Here is a 20,703-nt window from a genome sequence, read left to right on the forward strand (position 1 = left end):
CCCTGGGCGCCGCGCTCGGCATGATCAACTGCCTAGCGGGAGCGATGCCCGAGTCCGCCTCGAGTCGAACCCCAGGCACTCGGAGCACGAGCGGCACCACCCCCGCCACCACGCGACCGCTCACTTGCCGCGAACGGGCCGCCCGCCACGCGTGCGCCGCTCGACCCGGTCCACCGACACGGCCACCACTCCAGCGAGCAGCGCCGCCCCCACCGTCACCGCGCGGGAGAGCCGCACCGCACGGCGCAGGTCCGGGACACGGGGCGGGGGGCCGCTGCCGAGCGGCGGGCGCTCCTGCACGCCGTAGGGGTACTCGGTGCGTCCGCCGAGCCTGCGTCCCAGCGCACCCGCGAAGGCCGCCTCGACCGGGCCGGCGTTGGGGCTCGGGTGGCGGGCCGCATCGCGCCGCCACGCCCCCAGCGCCCCGCGCGGCCGCCCACCGACCAGCGGCGCCGTCCCCGCGGCGAGCAGGGCAGCGAGGCGGGCGGGCACCCCGTTGACGACGTCGTCCACCCGCGCGCTCGCCCACCCGAAGCGGGCGTGGCGGGCGGAGAGGTGCCCGACCATCGCGTCCAGGGTGTTCACCGCGCGGTACCCGAGCAGGCCGGGAACCCCCGCGACGGCGCCCCACACCAGCGGGGCCACCACGGCGTCCGACGTGTTCTCCGCGACCGATTCGAGCGCCGCCCGGGCGAGACCGTCGGCGTCGAGCGAGGAGGGGTCGCGCCCGCAGAGCGAGGGCAGCCGTCGTCGGGCCGCACCGAGGTCCCGCGCCGCGAGCTCACCCGCCAGGGACGAGCCCTCCCCCGCCAGCGAGCGACCGCCGAGGACCGCCCACGTCGCGAGCGCGGTCACCGCGGTGGTCGCGGCAGGCGACCGCCCGGCAGCCCGCTCCAGCACCGCCCCGCCGAGCACGACGCCGCCCACGAGCACCCCGGCGTACGCGGCGCCCCGCGGGCGCGAGTCCGCCCACCACGCCTGCTCGAGACGCGCCGCCCCCGCTCCGAACAGAGCAACCGGGTGGCCGCGGCGCGGGTCTCCCAGCACGGCGTCCGCGGCGACGCCGAGCAGCAGTCCCGTGGCCCGTCCTCGCATCGTGTGATCATCGCAGCAGCGACCGGAGGGCCGCCGTGACACGCTGCGGGCGTGGCCTTCAGCGACGAGCTCTGGGAGTCCGCGGCCGACGTCTACGCCGCGATCCGCGCCCATCCCTTCCTCACGGGGCTGACCGACGGGACCTTGCCGCACGCCGCGTTCGGACAGTTCGTGGTGCAGGACAGCCACTACCTGCGTGGCTACGCGCGGGCACTGGCCGTGCTCGCCGCACGGGCCCCCACCGAGGACGACACCACACTGTTCGCGCAGCACGCCGCGGGCGCGATCGCGGCGGAGCAGGAGATGCACGCCGCTCTCTCGGACGCCCTCGACGCGGACCGAGCGGCGACCCCGGCTGCGCCCACCACGCTCGCGTACACCAGCTACCTGCTCGCCACCTGCCACGGCGGCTCGTTCGCCGAGGGGCTCGGGGCGGTGCTGCCCTGCTACTGGATCTACGCGCGAGTGGGCGAGGCGCTGCTCGCGGAGTCGTCCCCGGACCCGCTCTACGCCCGATGGATCGCAATGTACGGCGGCGACGAGTTCCAGGCGGTGGTCGACGCGGCGGTGGGCGTCATGGACCGCGTCGCCGTGGACCTCGCCCCGGCCGAGCGGAGCCGGGTCGTCGGGCACTACCGGACGACGTCGCGCTACGAGTGGATGTTCTGGGACGCGGCATGGCGCCGGGAGTGCTGGCCCGTCTGAGACGGACCCTCGACTCCGGACCGCGAACGACGACGGCGGGCCCACCCCGTGGGGTGGACCCGCCGTCGTGAGCTGTCTGGAACCTCAGGCCTGGGCGAGACCCGCCTCGGCCTGCGGCCGGGCGTCCTTCCAGTTGCGCTGCGCGTACGCGGCGAGGCTGGACGCCACACCCACTCCCGCTCCCGCAACGACAACCATGGCCACGAACACTGCCGCCATCTGGTGGCTCCTCCTCACCGCGTGCACGCGTCGCATCCGGTGGGCGGGTCCTGCTGACCCGGTCGGAGTCCGACGCTTGCGTATCGAGTGGATGCTGGCTGCATCCATCCCGTAAGACGCGTCGATCTCGGGGGATGTTCCAGACCTCGCCCGGTGATTTCCGGTGTTCCATGTCACCCTCAGGTGTCCGACGCGCACGGCGGGTATTGGAGCAGTACGGTTTCCCGAACGAACGATACGAATCGGACATTTCACCGATAACGGACTCGCAGGGTGCGCGGGGGCCGTAGGGCGGAAGGAAGAGACGTGACAGGAACGACGGACCTCGACACAGGTGGAACACCGCCGAACATCACGGTGACCGATACGCCCACGATGAAGCGGGCGGTCGGAGCCGCCGCGGTCGGGAACATCACCGAATGGTTCGACTTCGGGGTGTACGCCTACCTGGCGACGACGATCGAGGAGAACTTCTTCCCCCCGGACAACCAGACACTCGCCCAGATCGGGGTGTTCGCGGGCTTCGCGGTCTCGTTCCTGGTCCGGCCCCTGGGCGGGCTGTTCTTCGGCCCGCTGGGCGACCGCATCGGGCGCACCAAGGTCCTCTCGATCACCGTCATCATGATGGCCATCGGGACTTTCCTGCTCGGGTTCATCCCGCCCTATTCCGCCATCGGCATCTGGGCCCCGATCCTGCTGGTCCTCTGCCGCGTGATCCAGGGCTTCTCGACCGGCGGTGAGTACGCCGGAGCGATGACGTTCATCGCCGAGTACTCGCCCGACAAACGCCGTGGGTTCTTCGGCAGCTTCCTCGAGTGCGGCACGTTCATCGGGTACGCGCTCGGCGCCACCGTCGCCACCGTCATCCCGCTGATCTCGTCGCCCGAATTCGCCTCCACCTGGGCCTGGCGCATCCCGTTCTTCATCGCGCTGCCGCTGGGCATCGTCGGGGTCTACCTGCGCGTCAAGCTGGAGGAGACCCCGGCCTTCCAGACCCTGCTCGACGAGTCCGAGAGCCGCGAGGGCACCGAGGTCAAGCAGGCCATCAAGATGATGTTCGTGAACTACTGGCCGGCCATGCTCACCGCCGGTGGGATCGTCGTCGCCTGGAACATCACGAACTACATGCTCACCAGCTACATGCCGACGTTCCTGGAGAAGAACGTCACCGACACCGGCGGGAAGGCGATCGACACCACGACCTCCGAGGTCCTGCAGATCGTCATCCTCTGGGTGGCGGTGCTCGTCATCCCGCTCCTCGGCAACGTGTCCGACAAGGTCGGGCGCAAGCCGCTGATGATGACCGGGGCGATCGGGCTCGTCGTGCTCGCCTTCCCGATGATCTACGTGCTCACGCTCGGGTCGGTGCCGCTGGTGGCCGTCGGGCTCGCGGTGATGGCGATCCTGCTGATCCTGTTCTCCGCGACCTCGCCGTCGACCCTGCCTGCGCTGTTCCCCACGGAGATTCGCTACGGCGGTCTGTCGATCTCGTTCAACATCTTCGTGTCGGCCTTCGCCGGGACGACCTCGTTGATCATGACGGCGCTCGTCCCGACCACCGGGTGGGCCTACTGGCCTGCGGTGTACCTGATCTTCGGTGGTCTTGTCGGCCTGGCCGTCCTGGTCAAGCTCAAGGACCCGGCGGGCAAGCCGCTGCCCGGGTCGAACCCGGCCGTCTCCACGCCGGAGGAGGCCCGCGAGCTGGTCCGCACGGGCGCTGACGCCCGCGGCTGACGCGCACGACCCACCCGGAGCCCGTCCCGCCGGCCGGCGGGGCGGGCTCCGTCGTGTGTCCGGGGATCAGGCCGGGCGGCGCAGGACGAACCGGCTCTCGACCACCGTCGTGTACGTGCCCGAGGAGTGCACGTAGCCGGTGGGGTACAGCGCGTGGTGCGGCCCGCCGAACTGCACGAGCTCCCAGCCGTCACGTCCGAGGCGGTTGAGGTGCTCGGCGAACAGCCGAGCCCAGGGCACGCTGTAGGGCCGGTACTCCTCGAAGAGCAGCTCGTCCTTCGGGCCGATCGCGTAGGCCTGCCACTCCGCCGTGTCGTGGCTGCTCGCGGCGGGGTCGAGGTTGCCCGTGGACAGCTGGACCGCGGAGATCTCCAGGGTCGCGTACTCCCAGGACGTCACGGGCGCGACCCCGTCACGAGGTTCGGCTGCGGGCGGGCGTCAGGACGCCCGGCGATGGCGGCGCTCCTGGGCCGTCGGCGCCGGCTCGGCATCGCGGCGTCGAGGGTCCGACAGCGGCCGGACGACGGCTGCCGACGCCCGCGCCGGGATGCGGCGACGGATGGCGGCGCGACCCACCGGGATGCCCGCCCGGGGCCGCTCGACGCTGCGTCCGCCGAGGGTCTGCGGCCCGCGCCCGGCGCGCGTCGCCGAGGACGAGTCGCCCAGCAGGAAGCCCGCGCCCTTGATCAGCAGACCGAGCACGACGAGCGCCACTCCCGGGATCACGCCGCCGTCGACCCCGAAGGCGATCGCCGCACCGGCGGCGACCATCCCGAAACCGGTCAGGAGTAACACCGCGGAACGCACCTCACCACGCTAGGTGCCGCCTCCGGGGACGGCGTTAGTCTGTTCGGGTCGTCTTGAGGTCCGTGACGACTGCGGAGCGCGGCCGTACGCTGAGCGGCAACGATCACTCGGGAGGGTGCAGTGAGGGAGTTCGTCGTCCGCTACGTGAACGGTCCGTTGCAGGGAGAGGGGTCGATCTCGGTCCCGGACGACGCCCCCGGCGAGCCCCCACTGGTCCAGCGCATCCCGCTCCCCCCGACCGAGCGGGGTGTGCAGCAGACGATGTCGCGGATGGTCGGCGGGCAGAGCCACGCCGTGTACGAGCGGACCGCCCTCAACGACGCCGACGAGTGGGAGTTCCAGCTCGTCCGCATCGAATAAGGCCCGTGGCGGCCGGGCCGGGCCGCGCGGGATGATGCCGACATGACCGACTCCGGGATCTCGGTGCGCCCGGCCGAGCACGGGGACGCCGAGCGGATCGCCGACGTCTTCGCGGGCTACGTCCTGGCCTCCATCGCGACGTTCGTCGAGGAGCCGCCGTCCGCGTCGACCTGGGCGGAGCGGATCGCGGGCGCGCGGGACCGCAAGCTCCCGTTCCTCGTCGCCGACCTCCCCGAGGGCCACTCCAGCGCCCCGCCCGGCGGCCTGCGCGTCGCCGGCTTCGCCGCGTGCGCGGAGTTCCGCCCGCACGCCGCGTACCGGTACACCGTCGAGGACTCGGTGTACATCGCCCCGGAGGCGACCGGGCAGGGCCTCGGCGGCCGGCTGCTCACGACCCTGGTCGAGGAGCTCACCCACACCGAGATGCGCCAGGTCGTGGCGGTCATCGCCACGTTGCCCGACACCCGTCACGACACCCCGTCGATCGTGCTGCACCGCCGCCTCGGCTTCGAGATCGTCGGACGCATGCCCGCGGTCGGCTACAAGCGCGGTCAATGGGTGGACACCGTGCTCATGCAGAAAGACCTCCGCCCGGGTTCATGATTCACCGGCCTCGGCGAGAAATTCCGTGAGCCGGGCGAACTATTCCGAGCCGGACGAGTGTGCTCCACAAGGGTGCGCACAACCGTTCGGGGCACCATGTCGTCAGCCCGTCATTGTGCTCGTCGACACGATATATTCGATACTCGCGTCTGAAGTTCTGCGCCCCCGTCCCCCATCGAGGGAATGCCGATCCGGGCACGTCCCCGACCGCACCCCGACACCCTCTCTCCCCCCGGGCGCCGGATTCACCTCCCCGGAGCCTGTCGGGACCCGGCCGGGCCGGGGCCGCCACGGCACCCGCGGCCTCGCCGCCTGTCATCGGCGACGCCGCGTGGCCGCGTGGTCGCGACCTGCACGAACACTGGGCCGACCCAGTCGGTCAGGCCGATCACCGGGCGGCTCTGTGACGGAAACGGCCGCGCCGTTGGACCAATCGGGCGATTCTCGGATCTCAAGACAACGGCACGCCGCCAGAAGTCCGATCCCGGGGTTCGATCACTCAGCGAGAGAACTCGGGGGGCAAGTAGTGATCGACAGGTTCATACTGCGACGAAAAAACGCGACGACAACCCACTCGAATCGTTGCCGCCGCTCTGATTCCGGGGGGAATGACATACCGGTCGGTATTCTCCTATTATTTCGAGGATGAACCGTACCCAGGATCGCGATCTGCTCGCGGCGGAGCCGGAGGTGCCGTCGGGTTCCGCGATCGGGTATGGGCGTGGCTCCGGCTCCTCCCCCGCCGAGGTGGGGGGTCCCGAGGACCAGCGGGCCGCCCTCCTCGACGCCGGCTGCACCCGCGTCTACCTCGACACCTCGTCGGGTCGGGGCGGCGCCGCCCGGCCCCAGCTCGACGCCTGTCTGGCCTCCCTCGAGCCGGGGGACACGCTCGTCGTCGTGCGCCTCGACCGGCTCGGCCGGTCGCTCCCGCAGCTCGTGACGCTGGTGAACGACCTGCGGTCCCGCGGAGTCGGCATCCGCGCCCTCCAGGACGGCCTGGACACCACGACGCCGGGTGGCGTGCTGGTGTTCGACGTCTTCGCCGCGCTGAACGACTTCCTGCGCGAGCTGCTGGTGGAGGGCACGCGCGACGGTCTGGCCGCGGCCCGCGCCCGCGGACAGCGGCTGGGGCGGCCTCCGGCACTGACCCCAGACCAGGTCCGGCAGGCCCGGACGATGCTCGCCCGGCCGGAGAACTCGGTCGCCTCCATCGCCCGGATGCTCGGTGTCAGCCGATCCACCCTGTACAAGCACGTCCCCGAGCTCGGCGGACGGCAGATCGCCTCACCGCCGCCGGACGCCCGGGAGGCCTGAGGCCGTCAGGAGGGTCGGCGCGACCCCGCCACGCGGCGGCTCGTCGGCCGCACCGGGGCGGTCCGACGACGGGCCCGGGCGCCGGTGCCGTGTCCCGGACGTGACGCCACCTCGTCGGCCGTCGCGGGCTCGGCCAGGTGGGGGGCCCTCGGGGCCGCCCGGTCCTCGCCCCGGTCGGCGACCTCCTCGGTCACCGCTCCCCCGTCGCCGAGGGCGGGCGTCGGGTCGGGCGCGGGCCGGCGCACCGGCACGAGGATGACCGTGTCGGCCGCCTCGGAGGCCACGGCGGACGCCGGTACGGACGCCGGTGCCGGCGCCGCTTCGGGACCGACAGCGGGAGACACCGGCGCGGCGGGCCGCGGGCCCGGCGACGGCCGGGGCGCCGGAGCGGCGGCCGCAGGCGCGAAGGCGGGCACCGACGCCACGGCGGCCACAGGCGCGACGGCGGGCACCGGAGCGACTGCGGGCACCGACGCGACGGCGGGCGCCTCGGCGGCGGCAGCCGGACCGGGCGCCCGGGTCGGCGACGGCGACGGCCGCGACCGGTGCTGCGCAGGAGCCGTCGGGGCGGACGAAGGCGCGGCGTCCCGCAGCCAGCTCCGGCTGCGGCGGGCCGACCAGGTGTTGGCCCCCGCCACGAGCAGCACCATCGCGGCCACGAGAGCCGACACCTCGTCACCGACCACCAGGAGGCCGACCATGGCCATGAGCGAGGCCGTGGCGACCAGCCCCGCCGCGATCATCGTCGAGGCCGCGGCCCGCGGGGACTCGTGCACGCAGTACCAGGGGACGGCGTCCGGACGCCCGGGGCCCGTCGTCGCCATCCATCGCTCCCGCCTGCCGTTCACGCCCCGTTCAGACGCGGCCACACCAGGGGCAACGGCCGGACCTGCCCACGGTGACGGTCCCGGGCACGGAGGCGCGCCGAACGAACGCCCGATCAGGGCGCGGTGCGCTCCATCCGGACCACCGCGACGCCCGCGGAATCGAGCTCGCGACCGGACTCCACGTAGCCGCGCCGGGCGTAGAGCGCGAGGTTCTCGGCGCTGTCCACCCCGGTGACCAGCCAGGACCTCGTCCCGCCGGGCAGGGCCGCGTGGGCCGCGTCGATGAGGACGGCGCCGATCCCTTGACCCTGCACGTCGGGGGCGACGGAGTACCGGACGAAGGCCACCGGGCCCTCGCCGCCGACCCCGCGCAGCCGGACCGACCCGACCAGCCGCGGGCCCACCCAGGCTCCGAAGCCCGCGACGTCGCGACGGTGCAGATCGGCGGCGAGCTCGTCCCGGGTCTCGACCAGCGGCGGGATGTCGGTCGTCCCGTTCCGGCGACCCTCGGACAGGTACGCCGCGTACTGGACGGTGAGTGCCTCGCCGGCGTGCTCGGGTCGTAGCGGCCCGACGACGAGCCCGGCGAGTGCGCCGCCGGGAAGGGTCACCCGACCTCGGCCATGACCTCGTCGGAGGCGTCGAAGTTCGAGTAGACGTTCTGGACGTCGTCGGAGTCCTCGAGGGCGTCGATGATCCGCAGCACCTTGCGGGCGCCGTCGACGTCGACCTCGACGTTCATCGACGGCACGAACGACGCCTCCGCCGAGTCGTAGTCGATGTCGGCGTTCTGCAGGGCGGTGCGCACCTCCACGAGATCCGTGGGCTCGCACTGCACCTCGAAGCTCTCGCCGTAGTCGTTGACCTCCTCGGCGCCGGCCTCGAGGACGGCGAGCAGCAGGTCGTCCTCGGCCAGGTCGCCCCGGGACTGCTCCTTGGGGACGAGGATGACGCCCTTGCGGTTGAACAGGTAGGACACCGAGCCCGGGTCCGCCATGGCGCCGCCGTTGCGGTTCATGGCCGTGCGGACCTCACCGGCGGCACGGTTCTTGTTGTCGGTGAGGCACTCGATGAGCACCGCCACCCCGCCGGGCGCGTAGCCCTCGTAGGTGATGGCCTGGTAGTCGGCCCCGCCGGCCTCGGCCCCGGACCCGCGCTTCAGGGCGCGATCGATGTTGTCGTTCGGGACCGAGGTCTTCTTCGCCTTCTGGATGGCGTCGAAGAGCGTCGGGTTGGCCGCCGGGTCGCCGCCGCCGGTCCGCGCCGCGACCTCGATGTTCTTGACCAGCTTCGCGAAGATCTTGCCGCGCTTGGCGTCGATGGCGGCTTTCTTGTGCTTCGTCGTCGCCCACTTGGAGTGGCCGCTCATGGATCTTCCGCCCTTCGTCTCGCGCGCGTGCCGTGCAGCGCCGGCGCACACCGCACGCCGACCCGGGGGCTTCGGTGCGGCGGGCGTCCCGACGACGGCACGGGGCGCGACCCGACTCCGGACCCATCGTCCGACGTCGTCGCGCACTCCTGCCTCGACGATCCAGTCTAGGTGACGACATCCCCACCGGTGGGACGGCATGTCGGACAGGTGTGACGGGGCCACCGTTGCCCCCACCCGGTGTCACGCCCTAACGTCTGAGTTCTGATCTGCAACCCAGGAGGCCCCGCGTGAGCACCGACGTCGTCGTCCGCGAACGGTCGTACCGCTGGGAGGACCCGCGCGCCCTCGCCGCGCAGGTCCCGCAGCGCACCGGGCTGGAGTTCCTGCGGGCCATGGTGGACGGCGAGCTGCCCCCGCCGCCGATCATGGCGACGATCGGCGCGGGCGTGGAGTCCGCCGACGAGGGCCGCGTCGTGTTCGTCCTCGAGCCCGCCGAGTACCACTACAACCCCATCGGGTCGGTCCACGGCGGCGTCTTCGCGACGCTGCTCGACTCAGCCTGCGGGTGCGCGGTGCAGTCGACGCTGCCCGCGGGCGTCGGATACACGAGCCTCGACCTGTCCGTGCGCTTCCTGCGGCCGATGTCGACCGACACCGGGCTCGTGCGCTGCGAGGGCATCATCGTCTCGTCCGGGCGGCGCACCGCCCTCGCGCGGGCCTCGATCACCGACGCCGCCGGCCGGCTGCTCGGCGAGGCGACGTCGAGCTGCCTGATCCTGCGCCCCTGAGGGGTCCCCGAGCGCAGTCGCCGGCCGGATCCCCCGAGCGGCGCCGTGGCCCGTCGTCCTACCCGGCGTCGGGTCGGCGTCGGGAGCCCGGACCGGGCACCGTCCGCACGCGGTCGGCGGGACCGAGCACGTGGCCCTCGGCGCAGACCTCCTGCAGCACCACCGGCGCCCCGCAGTCGTGCGCCACGACGGCGGGCGGGCCCTCCGGACCTGCGTGGTGGCGGTCGCCGAAGGCCATGAGGGCCAGCAGGACCGGGCGCAGGTCCCGCCCCGCCGCGGTGGGCCGGTACTCCCGGCGCGCCCGCCGCCCGGGCTCGCGGTACTCGCGGGTCTCGACGAGGCCGGCGTCGACGAGCGTGGTCAGGCGCCGGGTGAGGATGTTGCGCGCGATCCCGAGGTGGGTGACCAGCTCGTCGAACCGTCCGAGACCGTTGAGCAGGTCGCGGAGGACGAGCACCGTCCACGGCTCGCCGAGCACGGTCATGGTGCGCGCGATCGAGCAGGCGCCCGAGTCCAGGTCACGCCACGCCGGGGTCTCGGTACTCACCGCGCCCACGCTACCTGGGTGGTCGAGGGCTACCCAGCCCGTCGTCAGGCGGCGTACTCCCGGACCCGGCGCAGGAACAGGTCGTGCAGGCGGGCGTCCCCGGTCTGCTCGGGGTGGAAGGCCGTGGCCATCACCGGCCCCTGCCGCACCGCGACGATCTTCCCGGACGCCGGCCCGCCGACGCTCGACGGGACCCGCGCGAGGACGTCGACGCCGCGCCCGACCGACTCGACCCACGGCGCCCGGATGAACACCGCGCGCACCGGGCCGCCGCCGATCCCGGTGACGGACAGGTCGGACTCGAAGGACTGCACCTGGCGGCCGAAGGCGTTGCGCCGGACCACGATGTCGAGCGCCCCGAGCTGGTGCTGGTCGGGGCGGGCGTCGATCGCCTCGCGGGCGAGCAGGATCATCCCGGCGCACGAGCCGAAGGCGGGCATCCCGCCCGCGAGCCGCTCGCGCAGCGGATCGAGGAGATCGAACGCGACGAGCAGCTTGGACAGCGTCGTCGACTCGCCTCCCGGGAGCACGAGCCCGGCGACCTGCTCCAGCTCGGCGGGCCGGCGGATCGGTCGCGGGTCGGCCCCGCAGGCGCGCAGCGCGTCGAGGTGCTCGGAGACGTTGCCCTGGAGGGCGAGGACGCCCACCGGCGGCCCGGCGGCGGTCATGGTTCCTCCGTCCCCGGGCGCGGCCCGGCTCAGCTGTTGTTCCGGTCCGGGAACCGGGCGTGGTACTCGTCGAGGTGCTGCGTGGCGCACATCCGCTGCTCCTGCTGGCCGTTCGCCTGCCCCATGCACTGGTCGAGGGTCATCCCCTCACCGAAGGTACCGATCCCGAGCATCGCCGGGACGACGACCGCGAGACCCCACACCAGGCCGATCAGCCCCAGGACGAGCCCGGCCAGTGCGGCACCGCCGGAGCGGTCCGGGTCGTGGAACGCCTTCCGCGCGCCGATGAAGCCGACCACCACCGCGGCGAGACCGGCCACGATCCCGACCCAGCCGAGGAACCAGGCGGTCCCCGCCGCGACGACCCCGAGCACCAGGGCCGGGGTGCCCCACCCCTCGAGCCCCTTCCCCTTCGTGGATCCACCGGCTGCGGGCTCCGCGGGACCAGCGGGGCGGGGTGTCGTCATGGGCGACGATGGTGCCACGGCCATGGCGGTGCGCCGCGCACGGCCGCGACGTCAGCTGGCGGCGTTCGGGAAGCGCTGGTTGAACTCGGTGATGTGCTGCGACTTGCACATGTGCATCTCGAAGGCGCCGTTGGCCTGCTGGAGGCACTGGTCGAGCGTCAGGCCGTCCCCGAAGTTGCCGGTGCCGAACAGGGTCGGCCAGACCACGATCACGCCGACGACCAGCCCGATCGCGCCGAGCGCGAGGCCGCCGAGCGACGAGGCGCCGTCGGTCGCGAGGCCGTTCCACGCGCGCCGGGCCCCGAGGTAACCGGCGGCCACGCCGAACAGGCCCAGGACGACACCTGCCCACCCGGTCCAGCAGGTGCCCGCCGCGAGCAGGCCCAGCACCAGGGCCGGGGTCCCCATGCCGTTGCGACGCTCGGTGCCCTCGGACGGTCCGGGGTCGTCGGCGCCGCCCACGGGAGCCGCGCCCACGGGAGCCGCGCTCCCGGGTGCGCTCCGCGGGGCCGGCGCTCCGGGAGGGGGAGGAGGAGGTCCGGGCGGCGCGGTCCGTCCGGGCCGGCCGGGGTCGACGCGCGGCAGGACCTCGGTCTCCGCGTCGATCGGCGGCGGGACCGGAGGCGGGGCGACCGGACGCGGGGCGACCGCGGGCGGGGCGCCCGGAGGCGGGGCGACCGGGGGCGGACCGGCCTGCGCGTTCGCCGGTCCCTGCCGCGGGACCACGCGGACGCGACGGGCGCCCTCGTTCGTCTCGCCGGTCATCGTGGCGATCCTCCCACCCCGGTCGTCACCCGGATCGGCGGCCCGTCACCAGCCGCGGGTGGCCAGCTTCTCAGAGTCGGGCATATCGGACGTCGTCCGCCCCACCATGGCCTCGCCGAGCCCCGCGGAGACCTTGGCGATGACGTCGGGGTCGTCGTGGAAGGTCGTGGCCTTGACGATCGCCTCGGCCCGGCGCGCCGGGTCGCCCGACTTGAAGATGCCGGAACCGACGAAGACACCCTCGGCGCCGAGCTGCATCATCATCGCCGCGTCCGCCGGGGTCGCGATGCCTCCGGCGGTGAACAGCACGACGGGCAGCCGCCCGGACTCGGCGATCTCGGTGACGATCGGCAGCGGCGCCTGCAGGTCCTTGGCCGCGGCGTAGATCTCCTGGGTGTCCATGCGCGAGAGCCTGCGGACGTCGGCGCGGATGGCCCGCATGTGCCGGGTGGCCTCGACGACGTTCCCGGTGCCCGCCTCGCCCTTCGAGCGGATCATGGCGGCGCCCTCGCCGATGCGGCGCAGGGCCTCGCCGAGGTTCGTCGCACCGCAGACGAAGGGCACGGTGAACGCCCACTTGTCGATGTGGTGCGCCTCGTCCGCGGGGGTGAGCACCTCGGACTCGTCGACGTAGTCCACGCCGAGCGACTGCAGCACCTGCGCCTCGACGAAGTGGCCGATCCGGGCCTTGGCCATCACCGGGATCGACACCGCGTCGACGATGCCCGTGATCATGTCGGGGTCGGACATGCGGGCGACCCCGCCGTCGGCGCGGATATCCGCGGGCACGCGCTCGAGCGCCATGACGGCGACGGCGCCCGCGTCCTCGGCGATGTGCGCCTGCTCCGGGGTGACCACATCCATGATCACGCCGCCCTTGAGCATGTCGGCGAGGCCGCGCTTGACCCCCCGCGCGTCGGACGAGGTGGTCGGATCGGGGCGGGTCACGGCAGTGCCTCCATCAGCAACGGTGGTCGGACACCCCGATGCTAGACGCGCCCCCGGACACCGTCAGGCGCCGGCGACGCGGCCCACGTCACGCCTGCCCCGATCCGCGCCGAGAATGTGGTGTTGCGGACACCCGACGTCAGCGATGCCGCATCGCTGACCGGGAACGGGCGGGTCGAGCCCTCTCACTGGATGGGCACCGGCGGGGACGGAGGGGCCAGCGAACCGGGGTCGCCGAGCAGATCGGCGAGCTGGCGCGGGTAGACGACGTCGATCGTGGCCGCCAGCTCCGTGCGGGTCCACCAGCGGTGCCGGTGCACCGTGCGCCGCTCCTGCTCGGTGAACCCCGAGACGTCCACCGTCGGCACCGGGTCCACCCGCAGGAGGAAGAACACCTCGCGGGCGGCGTAGGTGACGCCGTCGTGGTCGAAGATCACGTCGCGCACCCAGAGCGGGCCGTCGAGCTCGCCGATCGCGGGCTTCCCGGCCACCATCCCGGTCTCCTCGGCCAGTTCGCGGCGCGCGGCCTCGGCCGGGTCCTCGTCCGGCTCCACCCCGCCGCCGGGGGTGAACCAGAACGCCTCGCCGGGGCGGGCGGGGTCGACGCCCTCGAAGAGCAGCACCCGGTCGTCGGGGTCGAGCACCACGACCCGCGCCGCGTCGCGCGCCACGGGGAGGTCCGCACCGCCGTCGCCCTCGCCGGTCCCCTCCCCCGCCTCGGCGATCTCGAAGTAGCGCGGCCAGGGCGCGGTGCCGGCCAGGCGCAGCACCCGCACCATCCGCCTGCCGCGCAGCGCGCGGGTGTCCCGGACGGCGTCGTTGTGCACCCGGCGGGCGACCACCACGCGCGCGTCCGCGTCGGCGAGCTCGGCCGAGAGGTCCGGCGGGAGCAGCGCGTCCTCGAGCGGGGCGCGGCGCACGACGAGGTCGTTCTCGGCTGCCTCCCGGGCCTCGGCGCCCCGGGCGCCCTCGACCGCCCGCGCGGCGCCCCGCAGCGCCCGGCGGTCCGTGGGCGTCAGCGCCGACGGCGGCGCGCTGGCCGCGACCGCCCGCACCACGGCCGCGCGCCGGTCCAGCGCGGTGACCAGCCCGTGGTACGCGGCGTCGACCCGCACATGGAGGCGGTCCAGGCGCCGGGCCCGCGCGATCATCACGACGGCGAGCACGACGAGCACCGTCACGACGAGCGCGACGACGAGGACCACGAGCCAGCCGCCAGCGCCGAACAGGTTCACGACGACGACGGTAGGCGCCCGGGGATCCCGTCCGCCGCCCGCGAGGAGGTGTCCGCGCCGACACGGCTCCCGGGCGAGCCGAGCCGCCCGTCGAGGCCCATGGTGTCGTCCTCACGGGGGACCACCTGCCGCGGATCCGCCGCGACCGCCACCTCGTAGACGCGCAGCACCGCCGCGGCGACCGTGGACCAGTCGAACGCGGCCACCCGGGACCGCCCGGCGCGCGCGAGCCCCGCTCGACGTGCGGGGTCGGCGAGCAGATCGGCGATCCCCTGCTGCCACGCGCCGGTGTCGTCCGGCGGCAGCAGTTGCCCGGCGACGCTGCCGGAGTCCGGGTCGGTGAGGACGCGACGGAACGCCTCGATGTCGCTCGCGACCACCGGGGTGCCCGCCGCCATCCCCTCGGCGACGACGATGCCGAAGCTCTCGCCGCCGGTGTTCGGGGTCGCGAGCAGGTCCATCGCGCCCAGGGCACGGGCCTTGGTGGTGTCGTCGACGGCGCCGAGGACGTCCACACGGTCGGCCAGCGCGGCGGGGAGGTGCCGGCGCAGGTCCACGACGTCGCCGCGCCCGACGACGAGCAGCCGCAGCCCGGGCCGCGACGCCGCCAGCGGCGCGAGCGCCCCGAGCAGGGTGGCCATCCCCTTGCGCGGCTCGTCGAAGCGCCCGAGGAAGCCGACGGTGGTGCTCCCGGGAGGACGGGGCAGGGGGTCGGCCGCCGCGGCGGCGATCGCCGGGACGTCGACCCCGTTGGGGATCTCGACCGCGTCGCCGCCGAGGTGCTCGACGTAGACCTGCCGGGCCAGCGGCGAGACGGCGATGCGCGCGGTGACCCGCTCGAGCATCGGTCGCAGCCAGGACGCGAAGACGGCCATCGTCCGCGACCGCGGCGTCGAGGTGTGGAAGGTGGCGACGACGGGTCCTTCGGCGACGACGAGCGCCAGCATCGACAGGCTCGGGGCGGTCGGCTCGTGCAGATGCAGCACGTCGAACTCCCCCGCGCGCAACCAGCGGCGCACGCGGTGCATGGAGACCGGTCCGAACGTCAGGCGGGCGACCGAGCCGTTGTAGGGGATGCCGACCGCGCGGCCGGCCCGCGTCACGAAGTCCGGGACCGGCGTGGAGGGGCTCGCCGGGGCGAGCACGTCGACGTGATGGCCGAGGCCGACGAGCGCGCGCGCCAGATCGAGGACGTGCGCCTGGACCCCGCCCGCGACGTCGAGCGAGTACGGGCACACGATCCCGACTCGCAGGGGCCTCTCGTGCATGGCCACCAGAGTCCCATGCACGACGACGACCCCCTGCGCGGCGCCGGGCCGTCGCAGGGGGTTCCGCCGTTCGCGAAGGACGGTGCTCACCGCCGGGTGAAGCACACCTACGCGAACATCTCCTCCAACTCCTTGCCCTTGGTCTCCTTCACGGCTCTGTAGACGAAGATGAAGGAGAGCAGCGCGAAGAAGGTGTAGAGCCCGTAGGCGAGGGTCAGCCCCACGCTCGCGAGCGACTGGAACGTCACCGTGATGAGGAAGTTCGCGACCCACTGCGCGGCGGCCGCGACGGCCAGGGCGGCGGCGCGCAGGTAGTTCGGGAACATCTCACCGAGCAGCACCCAGACCACCGGGCCCCACGTGATCGCGAACGACACGACGAAGAGGTTCGCCGCGACGAGGGCGACCGGACCCCAGATTCCGGGCAGCGACACCGACGACTTGCCGCTCTGGGTGACCGCCGGGAGGGCCTGGGAGAAGGCGATCGCCATGACCCCCAACGTGATCGTCATGCCGATCGACCCACCGAGGAGCATCGGCCTCCGGCCGACCTTGTCGACGATGAGGATCGCCACGATCGTCGACAGCACGTTGATCAAACCGTTGATCACCGAGGCCAGGAAGGAGTCGGACTCGGAGAACCCGACGGCCTGCCACAGCGTCGTCGAATAGTAGAAGATCACGTTGATACCGACGAACTGCTGGAAGACCGACAGCAGGATGCCGACCCAGACGATCGGCTTGAGGCCGAGCTGCGGCCCGCGCAGGTCGCGCAGCGACGGCTTCTCCTCCCGGCGGAGGGTCTCCGCGATCTCGTCGATCTTGGTCTTCACCGAGGCCGGCGAGCGGGACGTCTCGACCGACGCCAGGACCTCTCCCGCCTGCGTCAGCTCACCCTTGGCCACCAGATAGCGTGGCGACTCCGGGATGCGCAGGGCGAGCACCGCGTAGATGACCGACGGGATGAGGCCGACCAGGAACATCCAGCGCCACGCCTCGAGCCCGAACCAGAGCTCGTTGGCGGCGCCGCCCGCGATCCCCGCGAACAGCGCGTCGGAGAGCAGCGCGATGAAGATGCCGAGCACGATCGCCATCTGCTGCAGCGAGGCGAGCCGGCCGCGGATGTGGGCGGGGGCGATCTCGGCGATGTAGGCGGGCGCGATCACCGAGGCGATGCCGATGCCGACACCGGCGAGGATGCGCCAGATGATGAGGTCCCAGACGGCGAACGCGAGGCCCGCCCCGATCGAGCTGATCGCGAACAGGGCCGCGGCGATGAGCATGACCCGCACCCGGCCGTACCGGTCGGCCGCCGGGCCGGCGAACCACGCGCCGACCGCCGAGCCGAGCAGCGCGCAGGCGACCGCGAAGCCGGACAGCAGCGGGCTGTTCGTCAGGTTGAAGTTGCTGTTCAGGGCATCGACGGCGCCGTTGATGACGCTGGAGTCGAACCCGAACAGGAACCCCCCGACCGCGGCCACGATGGAGACGAGGATCGCCTTCGTCGAGGTCGTCGGTGGTGTCCCCGAGGCGCCGTGGGACGCGGCCGGATCGGATGACCCAGCAGGTGAATCGGTGCTCATGACGCCCTCCCGGAGACGGCAGTGTCGCGATGTGTGCGAGCCAGGTCGGCGGCGCCGACCATCCCGGCCTCCCAGCCGAGCTCGGCGAGGCGGACCTCGGCCACGGGACGGTGCCCGCGCCCGGTGAGATGACCACGGAAGGTCGACTCGACGCGGGAGCGCAGCACCTCCCCCGCCGCGGAGACGCCGCCGCCGATGACGAACAGCGAGGGATCGAGCACGGCGGCGAGCTGCGCCAGTCCGAGTCCGATCCAGCGCCCGATCTCGTCGAAGCAGTGCAGGGCTCCCACGTCGCCGCGCTGGGCGGCGGCGGTGACCATCTCGCCCGTGATCGCGTCCGGGTCCCCGCCGGCGTCGGCGAGCAGCCCGGCCGCGAACGCCGGCGAGTGGCGGGCGATCTCGCGTGCCTCGCTGAGCAACGCGCGCCCGGAGCCGTACTGCTCCCAGCACCCCTGCAGCCCGCACCCGCAGCGCCGGCCGTAGGGGACCATCGTGATGTGGCCGATCTCGCAGGCCACCCCGAACCCGCCGCGCAGCAGCCGCCCGCCGACGACGAGGCCGCCACCGACCCCGGTGCCGATCGTGATCGCGGCGAGGTCGTCGTGGTCACGCCCGGCGCCGAAGCGCGACTCCGCCCACGCCGCGGCGTTCGCGTCGTTCTCGACGACGACGGGCAGGTTCAGCTGCGCGGTCAGCGACGCGCGCAGGTTCTCGTCTCGCCAGGCGAGGTTCGGCGCGAACAACACCGTGGAGCGTGCCGCGTCGACGAAGCCCGCGGCGCCGATCCCGACGGCGGCGATGTCGTGCGTCGCGGCCAGCTCGCGGACGGCGTCGGCGATCCCCGAGAGGACCCCCGCGGTGTCCTGCGCCGGGGTCTCCCGGCGGGTGTGCGAGAGCAGCTTGCCCGTGCCGTCGACCACCCCGGCTGCGATCTTGGTGCCCCCGACGTCCACCCCGACGGTCAGTGCGTCCGCCGGTACGTCCCCCTCGGTCATGGCCCGCTCACTTCGTCGCGAGCCGGTGGGAGGACAGCGCGACGACGTCGATGTCGTCCATCGAGGTGACGACGAGGTCGGCGCCCTCGGCTTTCAGGGCGTCGACGTCGTCGGCGCGGGAGACCCCGAGGGCCCCGAACTCGCCTGCCCGGGCCGCCTGGATGCCGTTGGTGGCGTCCTCGGCGACGAACGCGGCGTGCGGGTCGACTCCCAGTTCCTTGGCCGCCGTCAGGAAGATCTCCGGGTGCGGCTTGCCCTGGGCGAAGTCACGGCCCGAGACGTCGACGTCGAAGATCTCGTGAAGGTTCCCCGATCCGCCGTACTTCCCGAGGTCGACGCGCTCGAGGAAGAGCTTCGCGTTCTTCGACGACGAGGCCGCGGCGATCGGGATGCCCGCGTTCTTGACCGCGATGACGAAGCGCACCGCGTCGTCGTAGGCGGAGAACTTTCCCTCCGTGATCAGCTTGATGATCATTTCCTGCTTGTGGTCGCCGTACTCGACCACCCGGCGATCGATGTCGGGGATGTTGAAGTACTCCAGCGCCGCCGTCGCCCCGGCCTTGCGGGGCTTGCCGGACATCCGCTGGTGGTAGACCTCGGAGGTGAACCCCTCGGGGGTCCACGTGGTCTGCGGGCGGATGTCGGACCAGGGGCCCTCCATCAGCTCCTGCAGCGACTGCCGCCACGCCTGCTCGTGCGGGGAGTCGACGAGCACCCCGTCGACGTCGAAGATCGCGCCCTTGAAGCCGTCACTCACTGCTCGCTCCTCCCGTTCTGCCCGATCAGGACCTGCCCGTCCTCGGCCGACGGGGACGGAATGTCGGCGGGGTCGTCGACCAGGGCCACGGAGGTCCGGTCGCCGGCGCCCAGCTCGCGCACCTCGCCACCCATGCCGATCTTCACCGGGTGCGAGAACCCCTCGGTGGCCACCTCGACGACGAGCAGCCCGTCGTTCACCGAGACCTGCAGCGTCGTGCCCTGGAAGACCATCGAGTACCGCAGGCCGTCGAGGCGGGTGGTCAGCCGCGGCGCGAAGTGCAGCACCCCGTCGCGCACGCTGCACCCGACGTAGGCGCGCTGCAGGAGGTCGAGCGTGCCCGACATGACACCCATGTGGATGCCCTCCTTGGTGGTGCCGCCCTGGACGTCGCCGACGTCGGACTCCAGGGCGACGAGGAACCGCTCCCAGGAGCTGGCCGGGTCGATCCCGGCCAGCACCGCGGCGTGCGCGACCAGCGACAGGGTCGACCCGTGCGAGGTGCGGTGGTCGTAGTAGTCGATGGTGCGGCGGGCGAGGTCGGGGTCGCCCGCGACGTCGGAGTAGCCGAGACGGCCGAGGATCTCGCGCAGCTCGTCGTCGGAGAACAGGAAGAACAGCATCACCGCGTCGGCCTGCTTGGCGACCTTGTAGTGGTCCGGGTCGTCGCCCTCGGCCTTGAGGATGCGGTCCATGCGCTGGATGTTGGTGTGCTTGGCGCGGTAGCCGTCCCAGTCCAGCTCCTCGAGGTTCTCGTAGCCCTCGAACTGGCTGATCACGCGGTATCCCTCGGGACTCGCGTGCGTGGGCACGTACATCAGCCGCGTCATCTCGGACCAGCGCTCGATCTCGGCGTCGGTCAGTCCGAGGCGGCTGCGCAGGGCCCGACGGCGGGCGGTGGGCAGCATGCCGAGCACGCGGGGCGCCGTCGAGCAGATCCAGGCGACCATGACGTTGGTGTAGGCGTTGTTCCGCAGCCCGCCCTCGGTGGCGCCGGGGTAGCGCTCGTGGAACTCGTCGGGCCCCATGACGCCGTGGATCTCGTAGCGTCCGGTCTGCGGGTTCCGGTGCGCGATCGAGGCCCAGAACCGGGCGATCTCGAGCATCAGCTCGGCGCCGTAGTCCCGCAGGAACTCCAGGTCGTCGGTGGCCTGGTAGTACTGCCAGACGTTGTAGAAGATCGCCGCGTTGACGTGGCGCTGGTTGTGCGAGTGGTCGGGGTCCCACGTGCCCGAGAGCGGGTTGAGGTGGACGACCTGCGTCTCCTCTGTGCCGTCGGACCCGGACTGCCACGGGAACATCGCGCCCGCGTAGCCCGCCTCGGCGGCCGCGGCGCGGGCCTCCGCGAGCCGGCGGTAGCGGTACATCAGCAGGCCCCGGGTGACCTCCGGGAGCCGGAAGTCCAGGAACGGGTAGACGTAGAGCTCGTCCCAGAACACGTGCCCGCGGTAGGCCTCGCCGTTGAGCCCGCGGGCGGGGACGCCCGCGTCGTGGCGGGCGGTGTGCCGCGAGCAGACCTGCAGGATGTGCGCGGTGTGGAAGCGCAGCAGCAGCTGCACCCGCGGCTCCGACGGCAGGTCGATCGCGCAGACGTCCCAGAGCTCGGTCCAGGCCGACTCGTGCTCGGCGTAGGCCTCGGCGAAGTC

General features: G+C 72.9%; 24 protein-coding genes. 6 read left to right on the forward strand and 18 right to left on the reverse strand.

The features are described from left to right. Window positions 1-120 precede the first annotated feature (120 nt). Window positions 121-1,095 (reverse strand): cobalamin biosynthesis protein, encoded by a 975-nt coding sequence (locus VGI02_RS16415; RefSeq protein WP_331628703.1) that lies wholly within the window; start codon window positions 1,093-1,095, stop codon window positions 121-123. 51 nt (window positions 1,096-1,146) lie between these two features. On the opposite strand from VGI02_RS16415, the gene tenA reads away from it, so the two are divergent. Further along, a complete protein-coding gene (gene tenA, locus VGI02_RS16420) occupies window positions 1,147-1,800 on the forward strand; it encodes a thiaminase II (protein WP_331628705.1) in 654 nt (217 codons plus the stop codon). 84 nt (window positions 1,801-1,884) lie between these two features. Here tenA and VGI02_RS16425 read toward each other — a convergent pair whose 3' ends face one another. Then, window positions 1,885-2,019, reverse strand: a complete 135-nt coding sequence (locus tag VGI02_RS16425) for a hypothetical protein (RefSeq protein ID WP_331628707.1) — start codon at window positions 2,017-2,019, stop codon at window positions 1,885-1,887. A 306-nt stretch (window positions 2,020-2,325) separates the two neighbouring features. Here VGI02_RS16425 and VGI02_RS16430 point away from each other — a divergent pair, with 306 nt between their 5' ends. Then, the gene (locus tag VGI02_RS16430) at window positions 2,326-3,753 is read left to right on the forward strand and encodes an MFS transporter (protein WP_331628709.1); all 1,428 of its coding nucleotides are present in this window, start codon (window positions 2,326-2,328) and stop codon (window positions 3,751-3,753) included. 66 nt (window positions 3,754-3,819) lie between these two features. Here VGI02_RS16430 and VGI02_RS16435 read toward each other — a convergent pair whose 3' ends face one another. After that, window positions 3,820-4,152 carry a hypothetical protein gene (locus tag VGI02_RS16435; protein ID WP_331628711.1) on the reverse strand — a complete coding sequence of 111 codons (333 nt, stop codon included), beginning with the start codon at window positions 4,150-4,152 and terminating at the stop codon, window positions 3,820-3,822. A 39-nt stretch (window positions 4,153-4,191) separates the two neighbouring features. Further along, entirely contained in the window at window positions 4,192-4,548 is a 357-nt protein-coding gene (locus VGI02_RS16440; protein ID WP_331628713.1) for a hypothetical protein, read from the reverse strand. Window positions 4,549-4,680: 132 nt separating this feature from the next. Between VGI02_RS16440 and VGI02_RS16445 the strand changes: the two genes are divergently transcribed. The 3 genes from VGI02_RS16445 to VGI02_RS16455 all read left to right on the forward strand — a co-directional run bounded on the left by VGI02_RS16445 (window position 4,681) and on the right by VGI02_RS16455 (window position 6,837). Next, window positions 4,681-4,920 carry a DUF8847 domain-containing protein gene (locus VGI02_RS16445; RefSeq protein ID WP_331628715.1) on the forward strand — a complete coding sequence of 80 codons (240 nt, stop codon included), beginning with the start codon at window positions 4,681-4,683 and terminating at the stop codon, window positions 4,918-4,920. 42 nt (window positions 4,921-4,962) lie between these two features. After that, complete coding sequence (locus VGI02_RS16450; protein ID WP_331628717.1) at window positions 4,963-5,523, forward strand: GNAT family N-acetyltransferase; 561 nt, start codon at window positions 4,963-4,965, stop codon at window positions 5,521-5,523. Window positions 5,524-6,168: 645 nt separating this feature from the next. Beyond that, window positions 6,169-6,837, forward strand: coding sequence for a recombinase family protein (locus VGI02_RS16455; RefSeq protein ID WP_331628719.1), 669 nt, complete (start codon window positions 6,169-6,171; stop codon window positions 6,835-6,837). A gap of 5 nt (window positions 6,838-6,842) precedes the next feature. Here VGI02_RS16455 and VGI02_RS16460 read toward each other — a convergent pair whose 3' ends face one another. From VGI02_RS16460 to VGI02_RS16470, 3 genes are all read right to left on the reverse strand, one after another. After that, window positions 6,843-7,661 (reverse strand): hypothetical protein, encoded by an 819-nt coding sequence (locus VGI02_RS16460; RefSeq protein ID WP_331628722.1) that lies wholly within the window; start codon window positions 7,659-7,661, stop codon window positions 6,843-6,845. 116 nt (window positions 7,662-7,777) lie between these two features. Beyond that, on the reverse strand, window positions 7,778-8,275 hold the full coding sequence (locus VGI02_RS16465) for a GNAT family N-acetyltransferase (protein WP_331628724.1): 498 nt from the start codon (window positions 8,273-8,275) through the stop codon (window positions 7,778-7,780). Next, the gene (locus tag VGI02_RS16470; RefSeq protein WP_331628726.1) at window positions 8,272-9,033 is read right to left on the reverse strand and encodes a YebC/PmpR family DNA-binding transcriptional regulator; all 762 of its coding nucleotides are present in this window, start codon (window positions 9,031-9,033) and stop codon (window positions 8,272-8,274) included. Before VGI02_RS16470 ends, VGI02_RS16465 begins: the two co-directional genes overlap by 4 nt. Window positions 9,034-9,323: 290 nt before the next feature. Here VGI02_RS16470 and VGI02_RS16475 point away from each other — a divergent pair, with 290 nt between their 5' ends. Further along, the gene (locus tag VGI02_RS16475) at window positions 9,324-9,824 is read left to right on the forward strand and encodes a PaaI family thioesterase (RefSeq protein ID WP_331628728.1); all 501 of its coding nucleotides are present in this window, start codon (window positions 9,324-9,326) and stop codon (window positions 9,822-9,824) included. A 58-nt stretch (window positions 9,825-9,882) separates the two neighbouring features. On the opposite strand, the gene VGI02_RS16480 is transcribed toward VGI02_RS16475, so the two are convergent. The 11 genes from VGI02_RS16480 to VGI02_RS16530 all read right to left on the reverse strand — a co-directional run. After that, the gene (locus tag VGI02_RS16480) at window positions 9,883-10,371 is read right to left on the reverse strand and encodes a winged helix-turn-helix transcriptional regulator (protein WP_331628730.1); all 489 of its coding nucleotides are present in this window, start codon (window positions 10,369-10,371) and stop codon (window positions 9,883-9,885) included. A gap of 44 nt (window positions 10,372-10,415) precedes the next feature. Then, complete coding sequence (gene pdxT, locus VGI02_RS16485; protein WP_331628732.1) at window positions 10,416-11,039, reverse strand: pyridoxal 5'-phosphate synthase glutaminase subunit PdxT; 624 nt, start codon at window positions 11,037-11,039, stop codon at window positions 10,416-10,418. Between the two features lie 29 nt (window positions 11,040-11,068). Further along, window positions 11,069-11,506, reverse strand: a complete 438-nt coding sequence (locus tag VGI02_RS16490; protein ID WP_331628734.1) for a DUF805 domain-containing protein — start codon at window positions 11,504-11,506, stop codon at window positions 11,069-11,071. 51 nt (window positions 11,507-11,557) lie between these two features. Continuing rightward, window positions 11,558-12,271, reverse strand: a complete 714-nt coding sequence (locus tag VGI02_RS16495) for a hypothetical protein (RefSeq protein WP_331628736.1) — start codon at window positions 12,269-12,271, stop codon at window positions 11,558-11,560. Between the two features lie 45 nt (window positions 12,272-12,316). Then, entirely contained in the window at window positions 12,317-13,219 is a 903-nt protein-coding gene (gene pdxS / locus VGI02_RS16500; protein ID WP_331628738.1) for a pyridoxal 5'-phosphate synthase lyase subunit PdxS, read from the reverse strand. A 185-nt stretch (window positions 13,220-13,404) separates the two neighbouring features. Next, on the reverse strand, window positions 13,405-14,454 hold the full coding sequence (locus VGI02_RS16505; protein ID WP_331628740.1) for an NUDIX hydrolase: 1,050 nt from the start codon (window positions 14,452-14,454) through the stop codon (window positions 13,405-13,407). Beyond that, entirely contained in the window at window positions 14,451-15,707 is a 1,257-nt protein-coding gene (locus VGI02_RS16510) for a glycosyltransferase family 4 protein (RefSeq protein ID WP_331628750.1), read from the reverse strand. The genes VGI02_RS16505 and VGI02_RS16510 overlap by 4 nt, the downstream gene beginning before the upstream one ends. Before the next feature lie 122 nt (window positions 15,708-15,829). Then, window positions 15,830-17,305, reverse strand: coding sequence for a sugar porter family MFS transporter (locus tag VGI02_RS16515; protein WP_331628742.1), 1,476 nt, complete (start codon window positions 17,303-17,305; stop codon window positions 15,830-15,832). Then, entirely contained in the window at window positions 17,302-18,300 is a 999-nt protein-coding gene (locus tag VGI02_RS16520; RefSeq protein WP_331628744.1) for an ROK family glucokinase, read from the reverse strand. The genes VGI02_RS16515 and VGI02_RS16520 overlap by 4 nt, the downstream gene beginning before the upstream one ends. A gap of 7 nt (window positions 18,301-18,307) precedes the next feature. Continuing rightward, on the reverse strand, window positions 18,308-19,057 hold the full coding sequence (locus VGI02_RS16525) for an HAD family hydrolase (protein ID WP_331628746.1): 750 nt from the start codon (window positions 19,055-19,057) through the stop codon (window positions 18,308-18,310). Next, window positions 19,054-20,703, reverse strand: a 1,650-nt coding sequence (locus VGI02_RS16530; protein ID WP_331628748.1) for a glycosyl hydrolase family 65 domain-containing protein, incomplete at its 5' end; no start/stop codon positions are given. The genes VGI02_RS16525 and VGI02_RS16530, both read right to left, overlap by 4 nt.

The organism is Actinomycetospora sp. (assembly GCF_036497245.1).
Taxonomy (GTDB): Bacteria; Actinomycetota; Actinomycetes; order Mycobacteriales; family Pseudonocardiaceae; genus Actinomycetospora.